Below are 18,753 nucleotides of genomic sequence, written 5' to 3' on the forward strand. Positions count from 1 at the left end.
TACCGCCACAGGAATAGAGAACAGGCAAAGAACCTGCGACCAATATTATGTTTTTGAAGAAACTCATCCTGATTAACTGGGGCAATATTCCGCAACTGGAATATGATTTTGGTCCGATCAATCTTTTTTCCGGAGGCAATGGTTCCGGGAAGACGACTGCAGCCGATGCGATCCAGACGTTGATGACGGCCGCGCATGATACCCTGTTTACGTTTAACCCGGGGCAGGATGAGACCACTCAGCGTGGCCGCGGCGGTAAACAGGTGCGTACTCTGGCGTCTTATGTCTTGGGTTGTGACGATGGCAGTTTCGCTCGCCTGCAGCCAACGGATTGCTATATCGCCGGGGTCTTCTATCCGACCAATGGGGAAGAGGGTGAACCCTTTACTTCGGTAATGGCGATTCGCGCACACCTGGATACCAGCAGTAAACCGGCCCAGGCCCGTCAAAGTGACCTGAAGTTTTTTATATTCCCAGGCGAGCAGCTCGCGATTGGCGATTTTATTCGCGAATACAAAGACGGTAAGCACCTGTTGCCGTTGGATAAGTTCTTTGCTGTCCTGTCCAAACAGTTTGCCAATGCCAAGGTAGAGCAGTACGACAAGAAAAAGGCCTATCTGCGCAGATTGTACGGCGCATTGCGCGGTCGCCGGGATGCAGTCCCGGATCGCGAAGCGATGCACGCGGCCCGCACTTTCTCTAACTTTATGGCGTACAAGCCAGTCAAGAGCATCAACGACTTTGTGGCTCAGGAAGTGCTGGAGAAGCGCGATCTGGGCGAGGCGATTCGCTCTGTTTCCGAACTGATGAAGACCATCCATGCGATGGAGCAGGAGGCCCGGCATATTGTTGAGCGGGTTGATGCCCTGCAGCAGCTCGCGGAATCCGCAGAACTGTATCGCGAGCAATGGCTGCAACTGCGCCTGCAGGAGTACCTGCAGGCACGTCATCGCCATCTACGTGTGCAGAAAACCTATCTGGCCGGCAAGTCCAGCCAGCGGGATCTGAAAGCCCGACAGGAATCCAATAGTCGCGACACCAGTGCGACAGAAGCACAACTGGAAGAGCTGAACCGCCAGTTGGTTGAACTGCAGGCGCAGCGTCTGGGCGTTGCCGCGTTGCGGGACAAGGACGCCCTCGAGCAGCGTATTGCCCGTGCGCACCAGCAGCTCTCCTCGCAAGGTCGGCCGCTGGTTGAACAGCAGCAAAAATGGCAACGTAACCGTGAAGCGGCAGTGGAGTTACTGGACCTGTTGAATGGCAGCTCCGCGAGCCTGGATATTCCCGGCCTGCGCGATGCGTCACTGACGCGGTTGGTTCGGGAGGTCGCTCGACAAGAGGACTTGCCGGATCTGCAGCGATTGCTGGGCAAGGACTGGATTGACCTGAGTGCACTGGAGCCGTTACGCGTTGCTGCGGTAGAAAGCCAGTCGGCACAAAACCAACTGTATACGTTGCTCGCGGAAAGCGAAACGGACGAAGGCACATTGCGCGAGCAGGTCAGTCAGCAGGGCACCCGTTGGCAGCTAAAAGTGCAGCAACTGCAGAAACAGTTGCAGGCTCAGGAAAACCGTATTCAGCACCTCCAGTCCAATCGCGTGCGCTATCCGCAGTCCGTCGAGCAGGCGCTTGCGGCGATTCGCGAGCAATGCCCACAGGCAGAGCCCCAGGTGTTGTGCGACTTTGTCGAAGTACTGGATGAGCGCTGGCAGATGGCGATCGAAGGCTATCTCGGCGGCGCCCGCTTCGCGATACTGGTGGAGCCGGAGCACGAGGCTACAGCGATTAGTATTGTGCGTAACTTGCCCGGGAAAAACAGTCGCGCACGGGTGATTCAGGGGGATAAAGCCAGACGTGATGCAGAGCGCGCGAGCCTGGCGAAAGACTCCATTGTCGAACTGATGTCGTTCTCCCATAAGACCGCGGAGTACTACCTGCGCGCCTCTTATGGTTCTGTCCAGCAGGTCAGTGATGCCCAGGCGCTCCGTGGCACGCGCCGGGGCCTAACGGCAGAAGGGTTGGCCAGTGGCAATTACTCCATGTGGCGCTGTGACATCGATGATTCCGATCTGGTATTTGGGCAGGGTGCTAGGGCCCGGGCGCTTGCGGCGCAGCTGCGCGCGCAGGAACAGTTGCTGTTGGAGGCTGGATCCGTCAATGAGCAGCAACAGCGCTTCCGGCGCGTGGCCAAGGCGGTACGTGATTTCAGCCGACTGGAACTCACTCCGGTGGTGGATATCGCCATGGCTGCCCAGCGCGAGTGGCGTAACGCCGAGCAATCCCTGGAAAACCTCGACCTTCAGGACAGCGAGGCGCTGGAAGAGCAATTGAGCCAGCTCAAATCAGCGCTGGCAGAGAAGCAGCAGGGGCACAGTGCACTGTTGCAGGAAGCCGGTAAGCTCGAGCGGGATCTGGAGAACACCGGCAAACAGCTGAATGCGCTTTCTGCGGACCTGGACAGCCTCGATGAGGTCCTCAGCGATTGCGAGGCGGCGGTACGCCGCATCGTGCATTTCCATCCCGAGTACGATGTCGAGGCCGCCCTCGCGCTGGCTGACGAACAGGCGGAAAACGCCGGCGAGCGCTTTGATTTCAGCGCAGATATCGAGGTCTGGACCGGTAACCTGGATACCTATCGTCGCCGCCTGGATCGGGCCGTGATGGATTACAACGGTACCGAGTCTGGTGGCGACACGCTGGTCTTTGAACCGGATTTGAGCGCAGGGCATAGCGAAGCGTTGTTCAAGCTGGTGTGCAACCTGCACAGCCAGATCGAGGCGCTGCGAAACCGGCTGAAAAACAATATGCTGGTGGATCGCCACGAGCAGTTGCAGGGCCTGAAGAAGTCCTTTAACACGACCTTTGTCACCCACCTGTGTCATGCCATCTATCAGTCGATCAACGACGGCAAACGGGTACTGGATGACCTGAACAAAGAGCTGGAACATCACCGATTCGGTGCAGATCGAGAGCGTTTCCGCTTTGCCTACAACTGGGTGCCGGAGTTCCGCGAGTACTGGGGCTTCTTTAAAGCGGTGATCGAACTGCCGAACCTTGGGGAAGAGCAGAGTCTGTTTGATGCGGACCTTGGCGCGAAGCATCGTCAGGTGCGCGACAAGTTGCTGGATATGCTTTTGACCGAGGACGAGCAGCTGGCACGGCGTGAGCTGGATCGGATTAGCGATTACCGCAACTACCGCAGTTACGAAATTTTCAAAGAGCCCGAGGGCAAGGAGCCGATCGCGCTGAGTCAATACGGCACGGGCTCCGGAGGCCAGCTGGAAACACCGGCGTACATTATTCGCTCCGCGGCGGTCACCTCAGCATTCCGATTTAATGAGGGCAATACCCATCTGCAGATGGTACTGGTGGATGAAGCCTTCTCGAAGATGGATGAGACACGCTCGCGTGAAGTGATTCGTTACCTGACCGAAACGCTGGGTCTGCAGCTGGTGTTCATTATGCCGAGTAGTAAGTCGGGTCCGTTTATGGACCTTATTTCCAACCAGTTTGTGTTCAGCAAGTGCCCAAGCGCCAAGCCCGTGGGCCAGCTGAATACGCGGGTCTATGTTGATCGCAAAGTATGCAATACCGAGCGTATCGCCGAGTTGTGGGCCAACCATCGCCGCGCGATCCGTCAGCAGGCTTCTCTGGACTTTATGGAGTTGCTGGAAGAGTCTTAATGGTATTTGAGCCCCAGCAGGGGCCTCACCGTCCGATAAGTGTGTTTCTGGTCACAAAATAGGCGTCTAAACCCTTGCGTCAGGTGGCATGCTTAGTCGAATATATTTGAGTCCCGGAGAGGGCCAAAGAATAGAGTTGTAGTAAAAGGGATTTTAAAGGGGGTTGTTCGTTATGCGTCATTTTCCATTGTTGGTCATTATTGCTGTCGCCTTTGGCGGTGCAGCTGTCTTTTATGAGCAGGAAAGCCGCAAGGTGAAAGGGGTGCTCTCCCAGTTGACCGACTTGCAGGCAAAGGTGGGTGACTTGCAGGCGGAAGTTAACCGCCTCAACAGTGAACTGGAATCTGTAAAACTGGCAGACCGACGTCGGCCCGACCTCAAGACCCTGGCCTCAGCCGGTGCACCGCGTCAGGCTGCACCAGCTCGCGCGCCGCAATCCAAGCCCAGCGTTCGTTCCGAGAGCGCTTCCACTGAGCGCACCCGTTTTAGCGCTGGCGATGTCACGCCCACCCGTCCAGCGATCAGCGATCGCGAAGCATCAGAAGAGGATCGCGAATGGAGTCGACCGACTGTCGATGCGGAAGCCTACCGGACAGAACGGGCTGACGATCAGGGCGCAGCCGTTGATCCTTACCAGTAGTTTTCGTACTGGTCGAAGATGATCCTGTCCGCGCCAGCGATTTTGCGGCTGGCGCAGACTACAATACACCGCGATGACGCTACAGTGTTCTAATACTGTGGCCTTTTCTGTTTTTCACAGTACACTGCCGACCTGGTAGCTTCAGGGCCCAATCATCCCCTCAGCGGTAAGGTACAAATATGTCTTCTGATTTCTACGCTTCCCTTTGCGCCCAACTGGAAGGTCTGCTCACTGACGAGCGCGACTGGTTGGCCAACGCGGCCAATGCGAGTGCGTTGCTTTTCATGGAGCTCGAGAATATCAACTGGGCGGGCTTCTATTTTTTGCACGGTGACGAGTTGAGGCTCGGTCCCTTCCAGGGTAAGCCCGCCTGTACGCGCATCCCCGTGGGTGCCGGCGTTTGTGGTACGGCCGTTGCCAACGGCGAATCCCAGCTGGTAGAGGATGTGCATGAATTCCCTGGGCATATCGCCTGTGATGCGGTGTCGGCTTCTGAGGTGGTTATCCCGCTTTACGATGGAGACCGCTGCCTTGGGGTATTGGATGTTGATAGTCCCTCTCTTGCCCGGTTTAGCCCCGCGGACGTGGTTGGGCTAGAGAAGTTTGCCAAGATGTTACTGTCCTGTTCTGACCTGCCGAAATAGGGCCCCCTAGCCAATGGCACTGGTTTGGGAAAAGCGTGTAAAGGACAGCCATTATCAGGTTCGCCGCCATGGCGCCAGCATACGTCTCTATAGTAACGGGGTATTCCACTCGCAGTGGAATCCTCGGGATCCGTTAAAGGGCTCCCTCTGGGAGCTCTTGTTGTTGCCCGCCTTCTTTTTGCCTGCCGGTCATCCACGATCGGTGCTGGTTCTCGGTGTCGGGGGCGGCGCAGTGATCAAATTGCTGCAGCGCTACCTTGACCCGGAGGTCATCGTTGGCGTTGAGCTGGACCGTACGCACCTGCAGGTGGCTCGGAACCATTTTGGGGTGCGAGGTGCTGATCTCATTTGCGCCGATGCGCAAGATTTTGTCCGAGAGGCGGACGGCGAGCAGAAGTTTGACCTGATCATTGATGATCTGTTTGGACATGCGGATGGTGAAGCCAGTCGGGCGGTTACGGCCGACGAACCCTGGTGCCGCGCACTGCTCAAGTTGTTGTCACCTGACGGTGTTGTAGTGAGCAATTTTGCCGGTCCTCGCGAGTTGGCAGCCAGCGGCTGGCGGCAGCCGCCGATTTCTTCGGCGATGAAGGGCCGTTGGCGGCTTACGTTACCTGGCTACGAGAACGAGATTCTTGCGGTTTCCCGCGCCCCGTTGTTGCTGCGGTCGCTGAAAGCGCGTGCCCCCGCTGCGATCAATCCCGCTAACCCCGCGTGCCGGCTAGATTGCCACTTTCGTCGCCTCGCCTGACCTTTGCTTTGGGAGTAGGTTGACTGCTCGGTTTCAAACGCGGGTTTTCAATACTCTGCCGTGGCGTAAATTCATTCCAATCGCAGAATGCTGACTATACTCCTGAGTAGGTAGACGTTTTTTGGGGCTCCGTGAATGCGCTACAAAACGGTAGAAGATGTGATTCAGGAGGGGAGGGAGTTTCATTCCCAGCTCTCGCGTCAATATGGCGAGTATGAACAGGTAGTGACCGATCGTCGTATCGAGCTGCTGCTTGACCAGTTACGGCGAAGGGAAGAGGCGATGACCCATTCGCTGGAAAATTTCCGTGCGGATATTTCCCCCGGTGCACTGCGAACCTGGGTCCAGTTTGCCCCGGAGGGACGCGAGCCCGAATTTTTGCAGCGTCTCCGAAATGTCGATCTGGATGATCTGGATGCGATTGCCAAGTTGGCAATGGATATCGAGGTCTATCTTGCGGATCAGTATCGCGATCTTGCACAAGGCGCGGACACGCCCTCTGCTCGAAAGGCGTTCGAGCGCCTGTTGGAGCTGGAAGAGCTCGAAGAACACACTCTGGCCATGAATCTCTACAATTTGAGAGACTATTAACCCAGACGGGTTAAACGCTTAGTCGATAGACTGCGAAGCCGTCTTGTCGTGCCAGCTGGTTCACCGTAGTGAAATAGGAAGCGGCCTTGCGGGGCAGAGGGATAAATTCGTTGACCACGAATAGAGCGGAAGCTTCTCGCTTCAGCAATCGAGCGGCGTTTTGCAAAAAACGCTCTGTCAGGTCTCCTTCCACTTGAAACCCCTGGTGAAACGGCGGATTGCAAACGAGCAGATCAGCAATCGCGGGGGCCAGTTCTGCGCCGGCGTCCGAGGGCGTGGCGATCCCTGCGAGCCCCAGCTGTTGGAGGTTTCTCGCACAGGCTCGTAAAGCGGCGGCATTGTTGTCCGTTGCAGTGAAGTGAAAATCACCCAGTTGCGCTATTTCTCGGCAGAGAAAGCCGTAGCCACATCCCAGATCAACAATATTCGCGCCGCTTTCCGGGAGAAACCCCCGGACTTGCCCCGCCAACAATGCGCTACCCCGGTCGACCTTGTCCCATCCAAATTGGCCGGGTTTACTGAAGAGCCCCCCCAGTGTGGGAGGTTGTCTCAGAGTCGGGTAATCCTGATCATCCAGCCGTTCCTGCGAGATACCGTTGCGTACGGTAACGCTCCGATAGTCGTTGCCGTGCTTCTCGACCTGCTTATGGCTTTTCAATCGCTGTGCCGCCTTCGCGGCATAAGTCTTGATGCCGCTTTGCTTGCCGCCCAGCAGAATCAATTCGCCACCTTCGCCGAGATATTCAGGAATCTCGTTGATAACGTAATGGACCGAGGCTTTTTCTTTGGAAACCGGGAATACCACGCGCCGATAGTGTCGCTCGGTATCGGCCAGATTAAAGTCATTGAAGAAGCAACGTTCCGCATGCTTCTCTGCGAGCTTGGCAATATCCCAGCGATTGGTCAGCACATCTCCCGAAAACGCAAAGCCTCCTTGCATCAACGCTTTACTGTTTTCATCTGCAATCCAGAGTGTCTCTGATGGGTTGCGAAGAAGGGATTGGCTGAGTAAATCAAGCATGGGACGCGTCAGGTTATCGAGGCTATTTCTTCGGGGGTCAGTGAGCGATATTCGCCTTCTTGCAGATCTTCATCCAGCAGGATGTCGCCAATACGTTCGCGATGAAGTTCCAGCACGCGGTTGCCCAGCGCTGCGAACATGCGCTTTACCTGATGGTAGCGCCCCTCGGAGATAGAGACCCGCACCTCGTTGGCAAAGAGAATCTCAAGCGCTGCAGGCTTGGTGCGCTTCTTTTCATTCTCGAGCCAGAGACCCTTGGCAAATTTGTCCACTGCACTTTCATCAATGCGTTCGGCAAGGTGCGCATAGTAGACCTTATCGCAGTGATGCTTTGGAGAAGTGATCTTGTGAGACCACTGACCATCGTCGGTGATGAGCACCAGGCCGGTCGTATCGATATCCAGGCGGCCGGCAATATGCAGTTTCTGCTTATTGGGCTCATCGAGTAAGTCCAGCACGGTCGGGTGCTCACTATCTTTGGTCGCACTGACGTAACCGAGCGGCTTGTGCAGCATAAAATAGCGCGGGCCAGGTTCCGCCAGTGGCTCGCCATCGAGGCACAACTCGTCAGCGTCGCTCACTTTGGTCGCCGGATCTTTGACCACCACACCATTGACCGTGATCAGGCCCGACTTTGCCGCGCGCTTGACCTGCGCGCGGGAAAGATCGGTTACCTGGCTGACGGCTTTGTCGAGTCTGAGATCAGCCAATTTTACGTTCGCCAGAGTCCACGGATTGATAGATCAATGTGTTGATGGTCATCGGACCGACACCACCAGGGACCGGCGTATACGCGGCCGCACGCTCTACCAGGGGGGCGAGTTCGATATCACCAACACCACCTGGGTGATAACCTGCATCCACGACGACCGCACCGTCTTTGATCCATTCGGCCTTGATGAATTCGGGCTTACCCACTGCGCCAACGACGATGTCGGCCTGGCGAATGTGGTCAGCGAGGTTTTGTGTGCGGGAGTGACAGATAGTGACGGTGGCGTTGGCATTGAGCAGCATAGCCGCCATGGGCTTGCCGAGAATCGGGCTGCGACCAACGACCACGGCGTGTTTGCCGCTCAGCTCGATTTGATAGGCTTCCAGCAGGCGCATGATGCCTTTGGGCGTGGCGCAGCCATAGGCTTCCTCACCCATGGCCATTCGGCCAAAGCCGAGACAGGTCACCCCATCGACATCTTTATCCAGACGGATGGCATCAAAGCAGGCACGCTCGTCAATCTGCTCCGGTACCGGATGCTGCAGGAGGATACCGTGTACATTCGGGTTCTCGTTCAGCTCTTCAATTTTCGCGAGAAGCTGTTCGGTAGTTGTGGAAGAGGGCAACTCTACCTGAAGGGAATCCATGCCGATCCGGCGGCAGGCGTTGCCTTTCATCTTTACATAGGTGGCAGAAGCGGGGTCGTCACCGACAAGAATGGTGGCGAGAATCGGGGTCTGGCCACCGCTCTTTTCCTTCAGGGTCGCGACGCGCGCAGACAGTTCCTCTTCAGTTTTCTGTGCCAGGGCTTTGCCGTCCAGAACCAGTGCTGACATAGGGGGTCTCTACTTACTCTTCCAAAGGGTTGATTGGTTTGTTCCGGTTTCGCCAATTCACGAGGGCGCGGTTTGCTGCCATCTGGTGCATGCAGACGGGTGAATCTACATTTTGTTGACGAAACAGTGAGCCGAGACATCTAGCGAGTCAGGGTCCCGGTCGGTGAGGGGCGCCATTTTCGCACAGGCCGCGAATAATTTCCCTATCTGGTCGCGGTCCTCAGGCCGATGTCTGTGTTTCTGCAAAAATTCTGCAAAAAGAATAGCTTAGCGGCGTTGACTCCCTCGGGGGCTGTCAGTATTATGCGCGCACTCGACAGGGAGGCAGCAGTCACCCACGTCGATATCGGGGCATAGCGCAGTCTGGTAGCGCGCCTGCTTTGGGAGCAGGATGTCGGGGGTTCGAATCCCTCTGCCCCGACCAGATTCACCGGGTTTCTTTGCGCCCGTAGCTCAGCTGGATAGAGCATCCGCCTTCTAAGCGGATGGTCGCAGGTTCGAGTCCTGCCGGGCGTGCCATCCTTACTTTAGGTGGTTTCGACCAGGTGGATTCGGTCTCCCGCTAGGAGGCTCATGTCGCAAGATATCCCTGCTGGCCCAAAGGGCTGGCGAACAAGGCAATGCAGCCACAGGGCATTGCAGTAGTCACGTTTAATGGTGGCCGTAGCTCAGTTGGTAGAGCACAGGATTGTGGCTCCTGAGGTCGCGGGTTCGATCCCCGTCGGCCACCCCATACAAAATCCTTGTTTATCAAGGACTTAAAAGCCTCGCCCAGTGCGGGGCTTTTTCGTTTTTCTTCATTAAGCGCAGCGGAAGACTAAAAAGTCGATTTCGACAAAGCAGTTCTGCCTATAAAACGTTCAGAATGGCCGGGAATCTGATAAAATGCGCCACGCTCAGGGTTTCCCGGGCAGGCTTTTTGCATTCTCGCAAGCGGTGCTTAAGCACATGGAAAGTATTGTTGATTTGTAATTTTGAGGATAAGGGAGAATTTCGTGACAGTTACTGCAGAGCCAAAAGCAACTAACGTGCACTGGCATCATGGGGAAATTAATCGGGAAGACCGTGCCAGCATTCTGGGTCACAAAGGTGTGACTCTCTGGTTCACCGGATTGTCCGGTTCTGGCAAGAGCACCGTGGCTGTTGCATTGGAGAAAGCGTTGGCCGCCCGCGGTGTGCTGAGCTACCGTCTGGATGGTGACAATATCCGTCTCGGCATCAACTCTAACCTGGGCTTTTCTGCGGAAGATCGCCAGGAAAATATCCGCCGAGTCGGTGAGATTTCTCGTCTCTTCGCTGACACTGGTGTCGTTGTGCTGAGCAGCTTTATCAGCCCTTATCGCCAAGACCGCGATATGGTTCGTGAGATCCACGAGAAAGGCGACCTACCTTACCTGGAAGTCTTCGTAGATTGTCCGCTGGAAGAGGCGGAGTCTCGTGACCCGAAAGGCCTGTACAAGAAGGCGCGCGCCGGTGAAATTCGTGGTTTCACTGGAATCGACGATCCCTATGAAGCGCCGGAGTCCCCTGAACTTCATTTGCGTACCGACAAAATGAGCCTGGAAGAAGAGGTCGAAACCATCATTCAGGCGTTGCAAGAGCGCGGCATTATTGTCTAACGCTCAATCGACAAAAAAGGCGCCCTTAGGGCGCCTTTTTTGTTTCGCTCACAGTTGAGTGACTTCGGCCCATCTTTTCTTTTGGCGAGTGGACCAGTAGGGAGGTGAATTGCCCAACCTCTGGCACAGCTTTCCCGCTTCTCTGGCTTCATTAAAATTCGTTGCCACCAGTTCTTTTTCTCTTATCCCGGTGCAGCCAACGGCCGGTGGCTGACTGTTCACTTCCCGTGTAGTGACTGGCGCCAATTCTAAAATCGCTCTCCGAGTCCGTACATATACTCAATGCAAAGCGGAAGCCATATAAGATGTGGAGGCGACAGAATGTTTGGACGGAGGGTAAGGATTCTCTCTGTACTGGCGGTGGTAGCAGCAGTGCTCGCTGCCCTCGCAGTTTGGATAGGTTTTCAACAGTTACCGCGGATTCCAGGCGTGCCAAAGGCGCCTGTAGTTGGTGTTCCTCAGGGTGCACTGGATCGCATGCCACAGCCAGCGTACAACGGACCGCATCCGCGGACGATTGAGCGCCCGCCAGAATATTTCCCCTTTCCCATTCGTGTGGGTGACGTGGGGCCGACGGAGACACTCTTTTCCGGGCCGTCGGTTTATCCCTTCTTCTGTGGCGAAAATAATGTCACTGATCTTCAGCCGCTGGTCGACAACCAGGAACAGGAAGGGGTGCCCGTATATGCGGTGACAGAAGATGGTGAGCAAACCGACCAGGTCATTGGATACAGCCGTGATTGCAGTCATCAAACACAGGTGACGTACTATTACCGCAGTGCAGCGACCGGCGACATTCGCGCGCTGAAAGATCTGAAAGACCCAGCGGATATTGATCAGGTGACGGTCAATGGCCGCTCTGTCGACTTTGTCGTGCGTTTAGAGACAGGGACTATTAATCGCCATTTTTATGCGATCGCGGTGTTGCGTGGTGAAAACGAAAGTGCCGAAAAGCCGGATGCCAGTAACTGGAACCGTCGCCTGATTTACCAGCTACGCGGCGGCGTCGGTATTGGTCGTCGACAGGGAGATATTACCAAAGGCGATATTGTCACTCGCCGCGCGGATCAACTCGCTCGCGGCTACGCGATTGTGTATTCGACGGCGAATCAAACCAGCAATCATTACAATATCTGGCTTGCCGAGGACACCGCATGGCGCCTGAAGCGGCAATTCTCAGCGCTTTATGGCGATCCGCTTTATACCGTAGGTGTGGGTGGCTCCGGTGGTGCGATTCAGCAATATCTGTTCGCGCAAAATGCACCAGGGCTTCTCGACGCGGCAATCCCGCTGTACTCCTATCCGGATATGGTGAGCCAGACCATTTACGTATTTGACTGTGAGCCGCTGGAGTACTTCTTCGACGTTGTCGACGCTGCCAACCCGCGCTGGCGTGACGCCTCAGAGCGCACCATTATTCAGGGGCTGCCAGCGAGTGAAGAAATTGATAGCAGGTTGAGTCCGTTAACGGCGGCTGCGGCATTATTTGATGGCCGTTATCGAAGCCGATCCGGGGCAACCGAGTGTACGGAGGGGTGGCGCGGCCTGGTGCCGTTGGTCAACAACCCAAACTTTGCGCACTTTACCCGCAGCTATGTCGATGCAGTGGCAGAAAAAACGCACTGGTCGCACTGGGAGGATCTTAAAGACTTTTACGGCGTCGCTGAGGACGGTTATGCGAACTCCGTGTGGGATAACGAAGGTGTCCAGTACGGGCTGCGTGCCCTGGCGAGTGGAGAGATCGAGCTGGATACGTTCCTGCGGCTCAATGCAACGGTCGGTGGCTGGAAAGCGCCCATTGATCTGGTGGATGAGAAGCTCTGGTTCCTAAATGGTGATCTATTTCCGGCAGAACTCGCGCTCTGGAGCGAGCACAATATGAACCTGGGAGGGCTGGATCGGCCGGCGCCCAGGAGTCGAGCCAGCTCAGCCGCTATTGAGGGGATTTATCGCTCCGGGCATGTGTTTCTTGGCGATATCGAAATCCCGGTGATCGATCTGCGTCACTATCTCGACAAAGATCTGGATATGCATCACAGCATGGCGTCATTCTCCAGCCGAGAGCGTATCCGGCGCGCGCGAGGGCACGCGGATAATCAACTGATCTGGGTGAGCCATAAGGACTATACGCCCCTCGACGAAGCCCTCGATACCATGGATCGCTGGGTGCAGAACATTATCCAAAGCCCGCAACTGGGCGTCGCTGCCAATCGCCCCGTGGACGCCAATGATCAATGCTTTGACCGTCGCGGAAACGTCATTGATTCTGGTCACGGTGTCTGGGATGGCGACTGGAATGGCCGCAGCCTGGGCAACTGTATGGCGACGTTCCCAATCCACAGTTCGCCGCGACAGGAGGCGGGAGGCCCGATGACGGGCGATGTGTTCAAGTGCCAGCGGCAGCCGGTTGAACAGGCGCTATCCAGGGGGCTCTATGGGGCGGCTACCGAGCAGGCGACTGCGCGACTGGAAGACCTACAGCGCATCTTCCCAACCGGCGTCTGTGACTATGAGCTGCAAGACCTCGCACGTCCCCGTGAAGACCTTATTCCGGGCACATCCCCTGTATCGATTGCCGGTCATTTGATTGCCCCTGACTATCGGCAACCTGCCGAACGGGTTGCTGAGGGTGAACTGGAAGCCGAGCCCGTTGAGGAGGTACCGTTGCCGGTTTCTCTCCCGGCCTCCGATCAAGGGATTGAATGAGGCCGCGAAGTTGGTGTCGATGCCAGGAAAAAAACCTGGTAAATGATTGACACGCCAAAGCAATCCGGTATTATGCGCGTCGCTCGAAGGGCAAGGCCCTCACAACACAGAGCAGGGTGGTTAGCTCAGTTGGGAGAGCGACGGCCTTACAAGCCGTAGGTCACAGGTTCGACCCCTGTACCACCCACCATTTTCCACTTCAGCCAGGCTGGATGTCAGGAAAATGCTACTACCGCGGACCGGTAGTTCAGTTGGTTAGAATGCCGGCCTGTCACGCCGGAGGTCGCGGGTTCGAGTCCCGTCCGGTCCGCCATATACGAAAAGGCCCTCACGTAAGTGAGGGCCTTTTTTGTATATGCTGATCGGTGTGAGAGAACCCCCGTTCGACAACAGCGCGCAGCGCTGGTGGACGCCGCAGGCGCCCGAAGGGTGAGCGGCAACGCCGCGAATCAGTCCCGTCCGCAAAGAATCTCACGAAAGTGAGGGCCTTTTTTGTATATGCTGATTGGTGTGAGAGAACCCCCGTTCGACAACAGCGCGCAGCGCTGGTGGACGCCGCAGGCGCCCGAAGGGTGAGCGGCAACGCCGCGAATCAGTCCCGTCCGCAAAGAATCTCACGAAAGTGAGAGCCTTTTTTGTATATGCTGATTGGTGTGAGAGAACCCCCGTTCGACAACAGCGCGCAGCGCTGATGGACGCCGCAGGCGCCCGAAGGGTGAGCGGTAACGCCGCGAATCAGTCCCATCCGCAAAGAATCTCACGAAAGTGAGGTTCTTTTGTTGCTACTGGATCTCTGAGAGCAAGCGCCACGCAAGAGATTTGTCCGGAGTCGTGTTGGACTCCGATCCAGGGGGGGCACTATATAGCGCGGGCGATGATGGCGCGTGTCACTCCACACACAAGCTCCACCAGGTCGTAGAGGCAAAGTTGCTTAATCACTGAAGGACGCGCCATGAATGCTCGACCAACTCGCGAATCACTCCCGCGCAGTTTGCCCACCTCATAAAGCGCCACCCATTCCTCTGTCTAGCGCTATTTCCCAGCCTATTAGCTGTCTAAAAGTACGTCGCTTACATAGCTGTAGTACGATCATAGCGCCTATTTTCTGCTGTCCGGTTAGGGGCCTAGATTTTGCCGCATCCAAATACTGACATGATCGACCACCCAATTTCGTTGCATCTCGAAAGTCCTGATTATCAACAAGTGCCTCGCGTCTGGACATCGTTGAAGACGTCTGAGTTTTACAAACTATCGATGTCGGTACCTTATCAGCGCCTCGAAACCGATCTGTACCCTGGCGTTGAGGTATGGGTTAGAAGGGACGACTTGATCGATCCAGTCATCATCGGGAACAAAGCCTACAAGCTGTTCTTCGCGCTGCAGCATGCGCGGGAAAAGGGGATGGAGACGCTCATCACTTGTGGCGGTGCCTGGTCAAATCATATTCACGCAGTCGCTGCCGCTGGCTATCGCTTCGGGTTCGAGACCGTTGGCATCATTCGTGGTGAGCGCCCGAAACGACTAAGCCCGACACTTGTGGATGCAGAGCGTTGGGGTATGCAGCTCGTTTTTGTCACCAGAAAGCAGTACCGAGAGCGAGGTCATTGCGATTTTCTGAAGATGATCGGGGTTGAGAACGATCATGCCCTCTATATACCGGAGGGTGGGGCAAATCAGATGGGTAGAAGGGGCGCTGAGTTGTTGGGGCAGGTTATTAAGTACACCGCGCCCACACCTTTCGATGGCATCTGGACCGCTTGTGGGACAGGAACATTCGTTTCTGGTCTCCAAAAGGCAGCCCCATCCAGCCAATTGACCGGCGTCGCGGTGCTTAAGGCGGGTGATACTGTGGAGCAGGATATTTCAAAGTGGTGCGCGCTTGACCGTGGCGCAGGGAAGGTACCCAAGCTTCTCACGCGCTATCATTGCGGCGGTTACGCCAGAGTTACGGAGGAGCTGGAAGTATTTAGGCAAAGGTTTGAATACCAAAGTGGTATTTGGCTCGATCCCGTGTACACCTCAAAGCTGTTTTATGCGTTGCACATGGAGGTGGTAGAAAAAGGCATTTTGAAAGGAAAATCGGTTTTATGCATCCACTCGGGGGGGCTTCAGGGCGCGCGAGACCTTGTAGATGTTCGATAACAACATTGATTGATTTATGCGCCAAGTGGTTTGGATGGCCGGATATGTTGAATTTGGCGTCATTGGTCGGCATGCGTATTCGTCGACACCAGATGTCTAGATAAAATTGTGGATTTAGACGAGATAACAACGCTAATTTAGCGTACTGTGGATTTAGACAAGGACATAGAGAGAATTGGTGTCAGAATTTCAAAATGTAGGCCTAATCGGACGGACGGGAAGTGAGAGTGCAATTCCATCGCTGCGCCGACTAATGTCTTTCCTCGAGCAGGCTGGCTACACCGTAATACTTGAGCAACATACCGCTGATGCTTTGGTCGGTCATTCAGCTCAGACTACTTCAAAAGATAAACTTGGAGAGCTTTGTGATCTGGTAATTGTTGTCGGTGGTGATGGCAGCCTGTTAGGCGCGGCGCGTGCTTTGGCCAAATACAGCGTTCCGCTTCTTGGTATTAATCGGGGCAGGCTGGGGTTTTTGACAGATATCTCACCAGATGAAATTGAGCAAAAAGTAGGCGAGGTCCTGTCCGGTAAATATATGGCAGAAAGCCGATTTTTACTGGATATGTCGGTGACGCGCGATGGAAAGCCAATCGGAAAGGGTTCCGCGCTAAACGATGTCGTTGTTCATCCCGGTGAGTTTATCCGGATGATTGAGTTTGACTTGTTCATTGATGGGCAATTTGTCTATACGCTCCGGTCGGATGGATTGATAATTTCAACGCCTACCGGATCAACGGCATACGCGCTATCCGGTGGTGGACCTATAATGCATCCGAAGCTTGATGCGATTGTATTGGTCCCGCTTAACCCCCACACCTTGAGTAGCCGTCCAATTGTCGTCGAGGGGAGCAGTGAGTTTAAAATCGTCATCGGGGAGCAGAACATTGCCAAGCCGTATGTGACGTGCGATGGGCATGATCAGGTCGTAACGCAACCTGGTGACGTCGTGAGAATTCATAAGAAACCACATAGAATGACACTGATTCACCCACTCGATCACAACTTTTACGAGACATGCAGATCGAAACTGGGTTGGCTCGGCTAAACACGGGCACTTTATTGCGGTACAGGAAGTAAATGTGTTGGGGCATAGCTTATTGCCGCGACGGTCAAAAGGATTTGCAGGCTGGATTTAGCATTGGACGTACAGAACATACGATCAACAGACAATGCCAGGCTCGCTATTTTGATGGCAACATACAATGGCGAGCGTTTTCTATCTCAACAGATTCAGTCACTGGTGTCCCAGGATGTGACAAACCTCGATTTGTGGGTTTCGGACGATGGTTCCAGCGACAATTCGCTCAGTATTCTCTCCAAAACTGCTGATCAATGGACGAAGGGCAGCGTTCACATTTCCACTGGTCCTGGAAAAGGGTTTGTGGAAAACTTTCGGGCTTTGATAATCAACCCCAAAGTCGAAGCAGATTACCTGGCATTTTGCGATCAAGACGATTTATGGGATAGCGACAAGCTATCTGCCGCAGTCGAGTGGTTGGCAATGCAGCCTAAAGAAATTCCGGCTCTCTATTGTACCCGCACGCGGACAGTAACTGCGGATGGTACGATCATTGGCCATTCTCCGCTGTTCAAGAAAAAACCTAGTTTTAAAAATGCCATTGTCCAAAGTATTGCTGGTGCAAATACGATGGTAATGAATCGAGCTGCTCATCAGGTGATTGCCGAGGCATCCCGTATTGGTACATTTGTAAGTCACGATTGGTGGTGTTATTTGATAGTGACCGGCGTCGGTGGGCATGTTCACTATTCACCCGACGCGAGAATCAGCTACCGTCAGCACGCTAATAACGTGGTCGGTGAGAACAGGTCAATAAAGGCCAAAAGTATGCGGCTTATACGGCTGATCACCGGTGGTTATAGAGACTGGAATGCGCTTAATTTGGAACAGTTGGAAAAATGTCGATATCTCCTCTCTGATGAGGCCCAAGATACTTTGAATTTTTTAAGAAAATGCAAAAGCGAGCACGTAACCCGGAGGGTTAGCAGCTTCATTGAGTCAGGGATTTATCGCCAGACACCTGTCGATCAAGTTGCACTGGCATTTGCGTGTATTATGGGGGCGTTGTAGCTTGAGGTTACTCCCCAACAGAAATTGATCTCATTAGTTATTTCGTTAATAAACCTGCGAGTTGAATGATCTGACCAAGTGATGGAAGAGCACAATCAGTTTAATAGCGATGTCGTAGATTCAGTAGTTAGCAAACGGACTGCGATCATTGTCTTGGGGATGCATCGCTCGGGCACGAGCGCATGGACTCGATGCTTGAACTTGCTTGGCGCGGAATTACCTCGCCATGTTTTCGGTGCTGGCTCTGGAAATAAAACAGGTCATTGGGAAGCGGAATATCTGATTGAGATAAACAATCAGCTACTGGCTTCTTGTGGAAGTCGATGGGATGACTGGCGTGAAGTCGATCTCACTCGACTCTCAAAAGATGAATATGTGAAGTATTCCTCAAAAATAAGCGAAGCGATTAAAGCGGAATATAGTGGTTCTTCACTTCTTCTGTTAAAAGATCCAAGAATTTGCAGGCTCGCGGCGATTTATAAGGATGTATTCAAGGCGCTAGATATTGATGTCAAATTTTTGATTCCATATCGTGATCCTTTATCGGTGATTGATTCTCTAAAGATGCGGGATCAAATGACCTCCGATTTTTCTGCAGCATTGTGGCTTCGACACATCCTTGATGCATTACGGTTTAGTGATGGTGAGAGTCGGGCTGTGATCTCATATGAAGGGCTATTAGCAGATTGGCGAGCCAGCGTAAGAGCTGTTGAGTCGGAGCTTGCGCTAAAATTTGATGGCGTTAGCGACTCAAAGATAGAACAGCTTGAAGATTTTTTATCCCCTGAGCTGCAGCACCATAGGTCATCCATCAATCATATAGGGTGTTCCTCTAGGCTAGTCGAGTGGGTCAAAACGATATATTCCGCCCTTCAGAAATATGAAGCCTCATCGAAATCTAAGTCTGCGGCAAAGATGGTCTCATCTGTCCGTAGTGATTTTGACCAGGTTTGTTCTGTGATGGGTGGCGCTATTTTCGAAGAACTGAGCGCTAGGGAAAACAAATATAGCGAGCAGGCTCTTGATCAAATTAAACTTTTGACAAGTACACAGAATGAATTGCTCGAACGTGAGTCGGAAATAGAGAGGAAGGGGCGAGAGCGGCGTGAGATTGAGCAAAAATTATCCGAGTATGGTAAGGCCTTGAAACAATCAAGCGTTGAGAGTCAGTCTTTACGTGATAGGCTAGAGATCTTTGAGAGATCCTACTTTATACGGTCCTGTGTCTGGTTGCGGTATTCTGCTGGACGAGTAATTAATATGTTTTTGAAGCGTTGACGTGGTATGAAATTGATCTGATTACAAATCAAAATAAG

At 54.1% G+C, this 18,753-nt stretch carries 14 protein-coding genes and 5 tRNA genes; 16 read left to right on the forward strand and 3 right to left on the reverse strand.

Annotation, left to right across the window (positions count from 1 at the left end; translation table 11 throughout):
- Positions 1–47 precede the first annotated feature (47 nt).
- From ACXAD0_RS11150 to ACXAD0_RS11170, 5 genes are all read left to right on the forward strand, one after another.
- Positions 48–3,683: an ATP-binding protein gene (locus ACXAD0_RS11150; RefSeq protein WP_475088475.1), complete on the forward strand. Its 3,636-nt coding sequence runs from the start codon at positions 48–50 to the stop codon at positions 3,681–3,683.
- A gap of 172 nt (positions 3,684–3,855) precedes the next feature.
- Entirely contained in the window at positions 3,856–4,323 is a 468-nt protein-coding gene (locus ACXAD0_RS11155; protein WP_475088476.1) for a hypothetical protein, read from the forward strand.
- Between the two features lie 179 nt (positions 4,324–4,502).
- Positions 4,503–4,967 (forward strand): GAF domain-containing protein, encoded by a 465-nt coding sequence (locus tag ACXAD0_RS11160; protein ID WP_475088477.1) that lies wholly within the window; start codon positions 4,503–4,505, stop codon positions 4,965–4,967.
- 13 nt (positions 4,968–4,980) lie between these two features.
- The gene (locus tag ACXAD0_RS11165; RefSeq protein ID WP_475088478.1) at positions 4,981–5,718 is read left to right on the forward strand and encodes a spermidine synthase; all 738 of its coding nucleotides are present in this window, start codon (positions 4,981–4,983) and stop codon (positions 5,716–5,718) included.
- Between the two features lie 135 nt (positions 5,719–5,853).
- Positions 5,854–6,309: a hypothetical protein gene (locus ACXAD0_RS11170; RefSeq protein ID WP_475088479.1), complete on the forward strand. Its 456-nt coding sequence runs from the start codon at positions 5,854–5,856 to the stop codon at positions 6,307–6,309.
- A 10-nt stretch (positions 6,310–6,319) separates the two neighbouring features.
- On the opposite strand, the gene ACXAD0_RS11175 is transcribed toward ACXAD0_RS11170, so the two are convergent.
- The 3 genes from ACXAD0_RS11175 to folD are packed head-to-tail and all read right to left on the reverse strand — an operon-like array spanning position 6,320 to position 8,878.
- Positions 6,320–7,330: a class I SAM-dependent methyltransferase gene (locus ACXAD0_RS11175; protein ID WP_475088480.1), complete on the reverse strand. Its 1,011-nt coding sequence runs from the start codon at positions 7,328–7,330 to the stop codon at positions 6,320–6,322.
- 8 nt (positions 7,331–7,338) lie between these two features.
- A complete protein-coding gene (rsuA, locus tag ACXAD0_RS11180; protein WP_475088481.1) occupies positions 7,339–8,040 on the reverse strand; it encodes a 16S rRNA pseudouridine(516) synthase RsuA in 702 nt (233 codons plus the stop codon).
- Positions 8,033–8,878: a bifunctional methylenetetrahydrofolate dehydrogenase/methenyltetrahydrofolate cyclohydrolase FolD gene (folD, locus tag ACXAD0_RS11185; RefSeq protein ID WP_475088482.1), complete on the reverse strand. Its 846-nt coding sequence runs from the start codon at positions 8,876–8,878 to the stop codon at positions 8,033–8,035. The genes rsuA and folD overlap by 8 nt, the downstream gene beginning before the upstream one ends.
- Before the next feature lie 347 nt (positions 8,879–9,225).
- Between folD and ACXAD0_RS11190 the strand changes: the two genes are divergently transcribed.
- The 11 genes from ACXAD0_RS11190 to ACXAD0_RS11240 all read left to right on the forward strand — a co-directional run bounded on the left by ACXAD0_RS11190 (position 9,226) and on the right by ACXAD0_RS11240 (position 18,715).
- Positions 9,226–9,302, forward strand: a tRNA-Pro gene (locus tag ACXAD0_RS11190).
- An 18-nt stretch (positions 9,303–9,320) separates the two neighbouring features.
- Positions 9,321–9,397: transfer RNA gene (locus ACXAD0_RS11195), tRNA-Arg, on the forward strand.
- Between the two features lie 138 nt (positions 9,398–9,535).
- Positions 9,536–9,611: transfer RNA gene (locus ACXAD0_RS11200), tRNA-His, on the forward strand.
- Between the two features lie 262 nt (positions 9,612–9,873).
- Entirely contained in the window at positions 9,874–10,497 is a 624-nt protein-coding gene (gene cysC, locus ACXAD0_RS11205; protein ID WP_475088483.1) for an adenylyl-sulfate kinase, read from the forward strand.
- 429 nt (positions 10,498–10,926) lie between these two features.
- Positions 10,927–13,203 (forward strand): DUF6351 family protein, encoded by a 2,277-nt coding sequence (locus tag ACXAD0_RS11210; protein WP_475088484.1) that lies wholly within the window; start codon positions 10,927–10,929, stop codon positions 13,201–13,203.
- 114 nt (positions 13,204–13,317) lie between these two features.
- Positions 13,318–13,393 (forward strand) — tRNA-Val (locus ACXAD0_RS11215).
- A 46-nt stretch (positions 13,394–13,439) separates the two neighbouring features.
- Positions 13,440–13,516 (forward strand) — tRNA-Asp (locus ACXAD0_RS11220).
- Positions 13,517–14,355: 839 nt separating this feature from the next.
- Positions 14,356–15,345, forward strand: a complete 990-nt coding sequence (locus tag ACXAD0_RS11225; protein WP_475088485.1) for a 1-aminocyclopropane-1-carboxylate deaminase/D-cysteine desulfhydrase — start codon at positions 14,356–14,358, stop codon at positions 15,343–15,345.
- 178 nt (positions 15,346–15,523) lie between these two features.
- Positions 15,524–16,393, forward strand: a complete 870-nt coding sequence (locus ACXAD0_RS11230) for an NAD(+) kinase (RefSeq protein ID WP_475088486.1) — start codon at positions 15,524–15,526, stop codon at positions 16,391–16,393.
- 93 nt (positions 16,394–16,486) lie between these two features.
- Positions 16,487–17,437 carry a glycosyltransferase family 2 protein gene (locus tag ACXAD0_RS11235; protein WP_475088487.1) on the forward strand — a complete coding sequence of 317 codons (951 nt, stop codon included), beginning with the start codon at positions 16,487–16,489 and terminating at the stop codon, positions 17,435–17,437.
- Between the two features lie 78 nt (positions 17,438–17,515).
- On the forward strand, positions 17,516–18,715 hold the full coding sequence (locus tag ACXAD0_RS11240) for a sulfotransferase family protein (RefSeq protein WP_475088488.1): 1,200 nt from the start codon (positions 17,516–17,518) through the stop codon (positions 18,713–18,715).
- Positions 18,716–18,753: the final 38 nt, after the last annotated feature.

Source organism: Microbulbifer sp. ABF4_148 (assembly GCF_056158985.1).

What these genes read in the sequence shown, in the direction of transcription:
- ACXAD0_RS11150 (WP_475088475.1), top strand. Translation starts at nt 48, where the DNA reads ATGTTTTTGAAGAAACTCATCCTGATTAACTGGGGCAATATTCCGCAA.
- ACXAD0_RS11155 (WP_475088476.1), top strand. Translation starts at nt 3,856, where the DNA reads ATGCGTCATTTTCCATTGTTGGTCATTATTGCTGTCGCCTTTGGCGGT.
- ACXAD0_RS11160 (WP_475088477.1), top strand. Translation starts at nt 4,503, where the DNA reads ATGTCTTCTGATTTCTACGCTTCCCTTTGCGCCCAACTGGAAGGTCTG.
- ACXAD0_RS11165 (WP_475088478.1), top strand. Translation starts at nt 4,981, where the DNA reads ATGGCACTGGTTTGGGAAAAGCGTGTAAAGGACAGCCATTATCAGGTT.
- ACXAD0_RS11170 (WP_475088479.1), top strand. Translation starts at nt 5,854, where the DNA reads ATGCGCTACAAAACGGTAGAAGATGTGATTCAGGAGGGGAGGGAGTTT.
- ACXAD0_RS11175 (WP_475088480.1), bottom strand. Translation starts at nt 7,330, where the DNA reads ATGCTTGATTTACTCAGCCAATCCCTTCTTCGCAACCCATCAGAGACA.
- folD (WP_475088482.1), bottom strand. Translation starts at nt 8,878, where the DNA reads ATGTCAGCACTGGTTCTGGACGGCAAAGCCCTGGCACAGAAAACTGAA.
- ACXAD0_RS11225 (WP_475088485.1), top strand. Translation starts at nt 14,356, where the DNA reads ATGATCGACCACCCAATTTCGTTGCATCTCGAAAGTCCTGATTATCAA.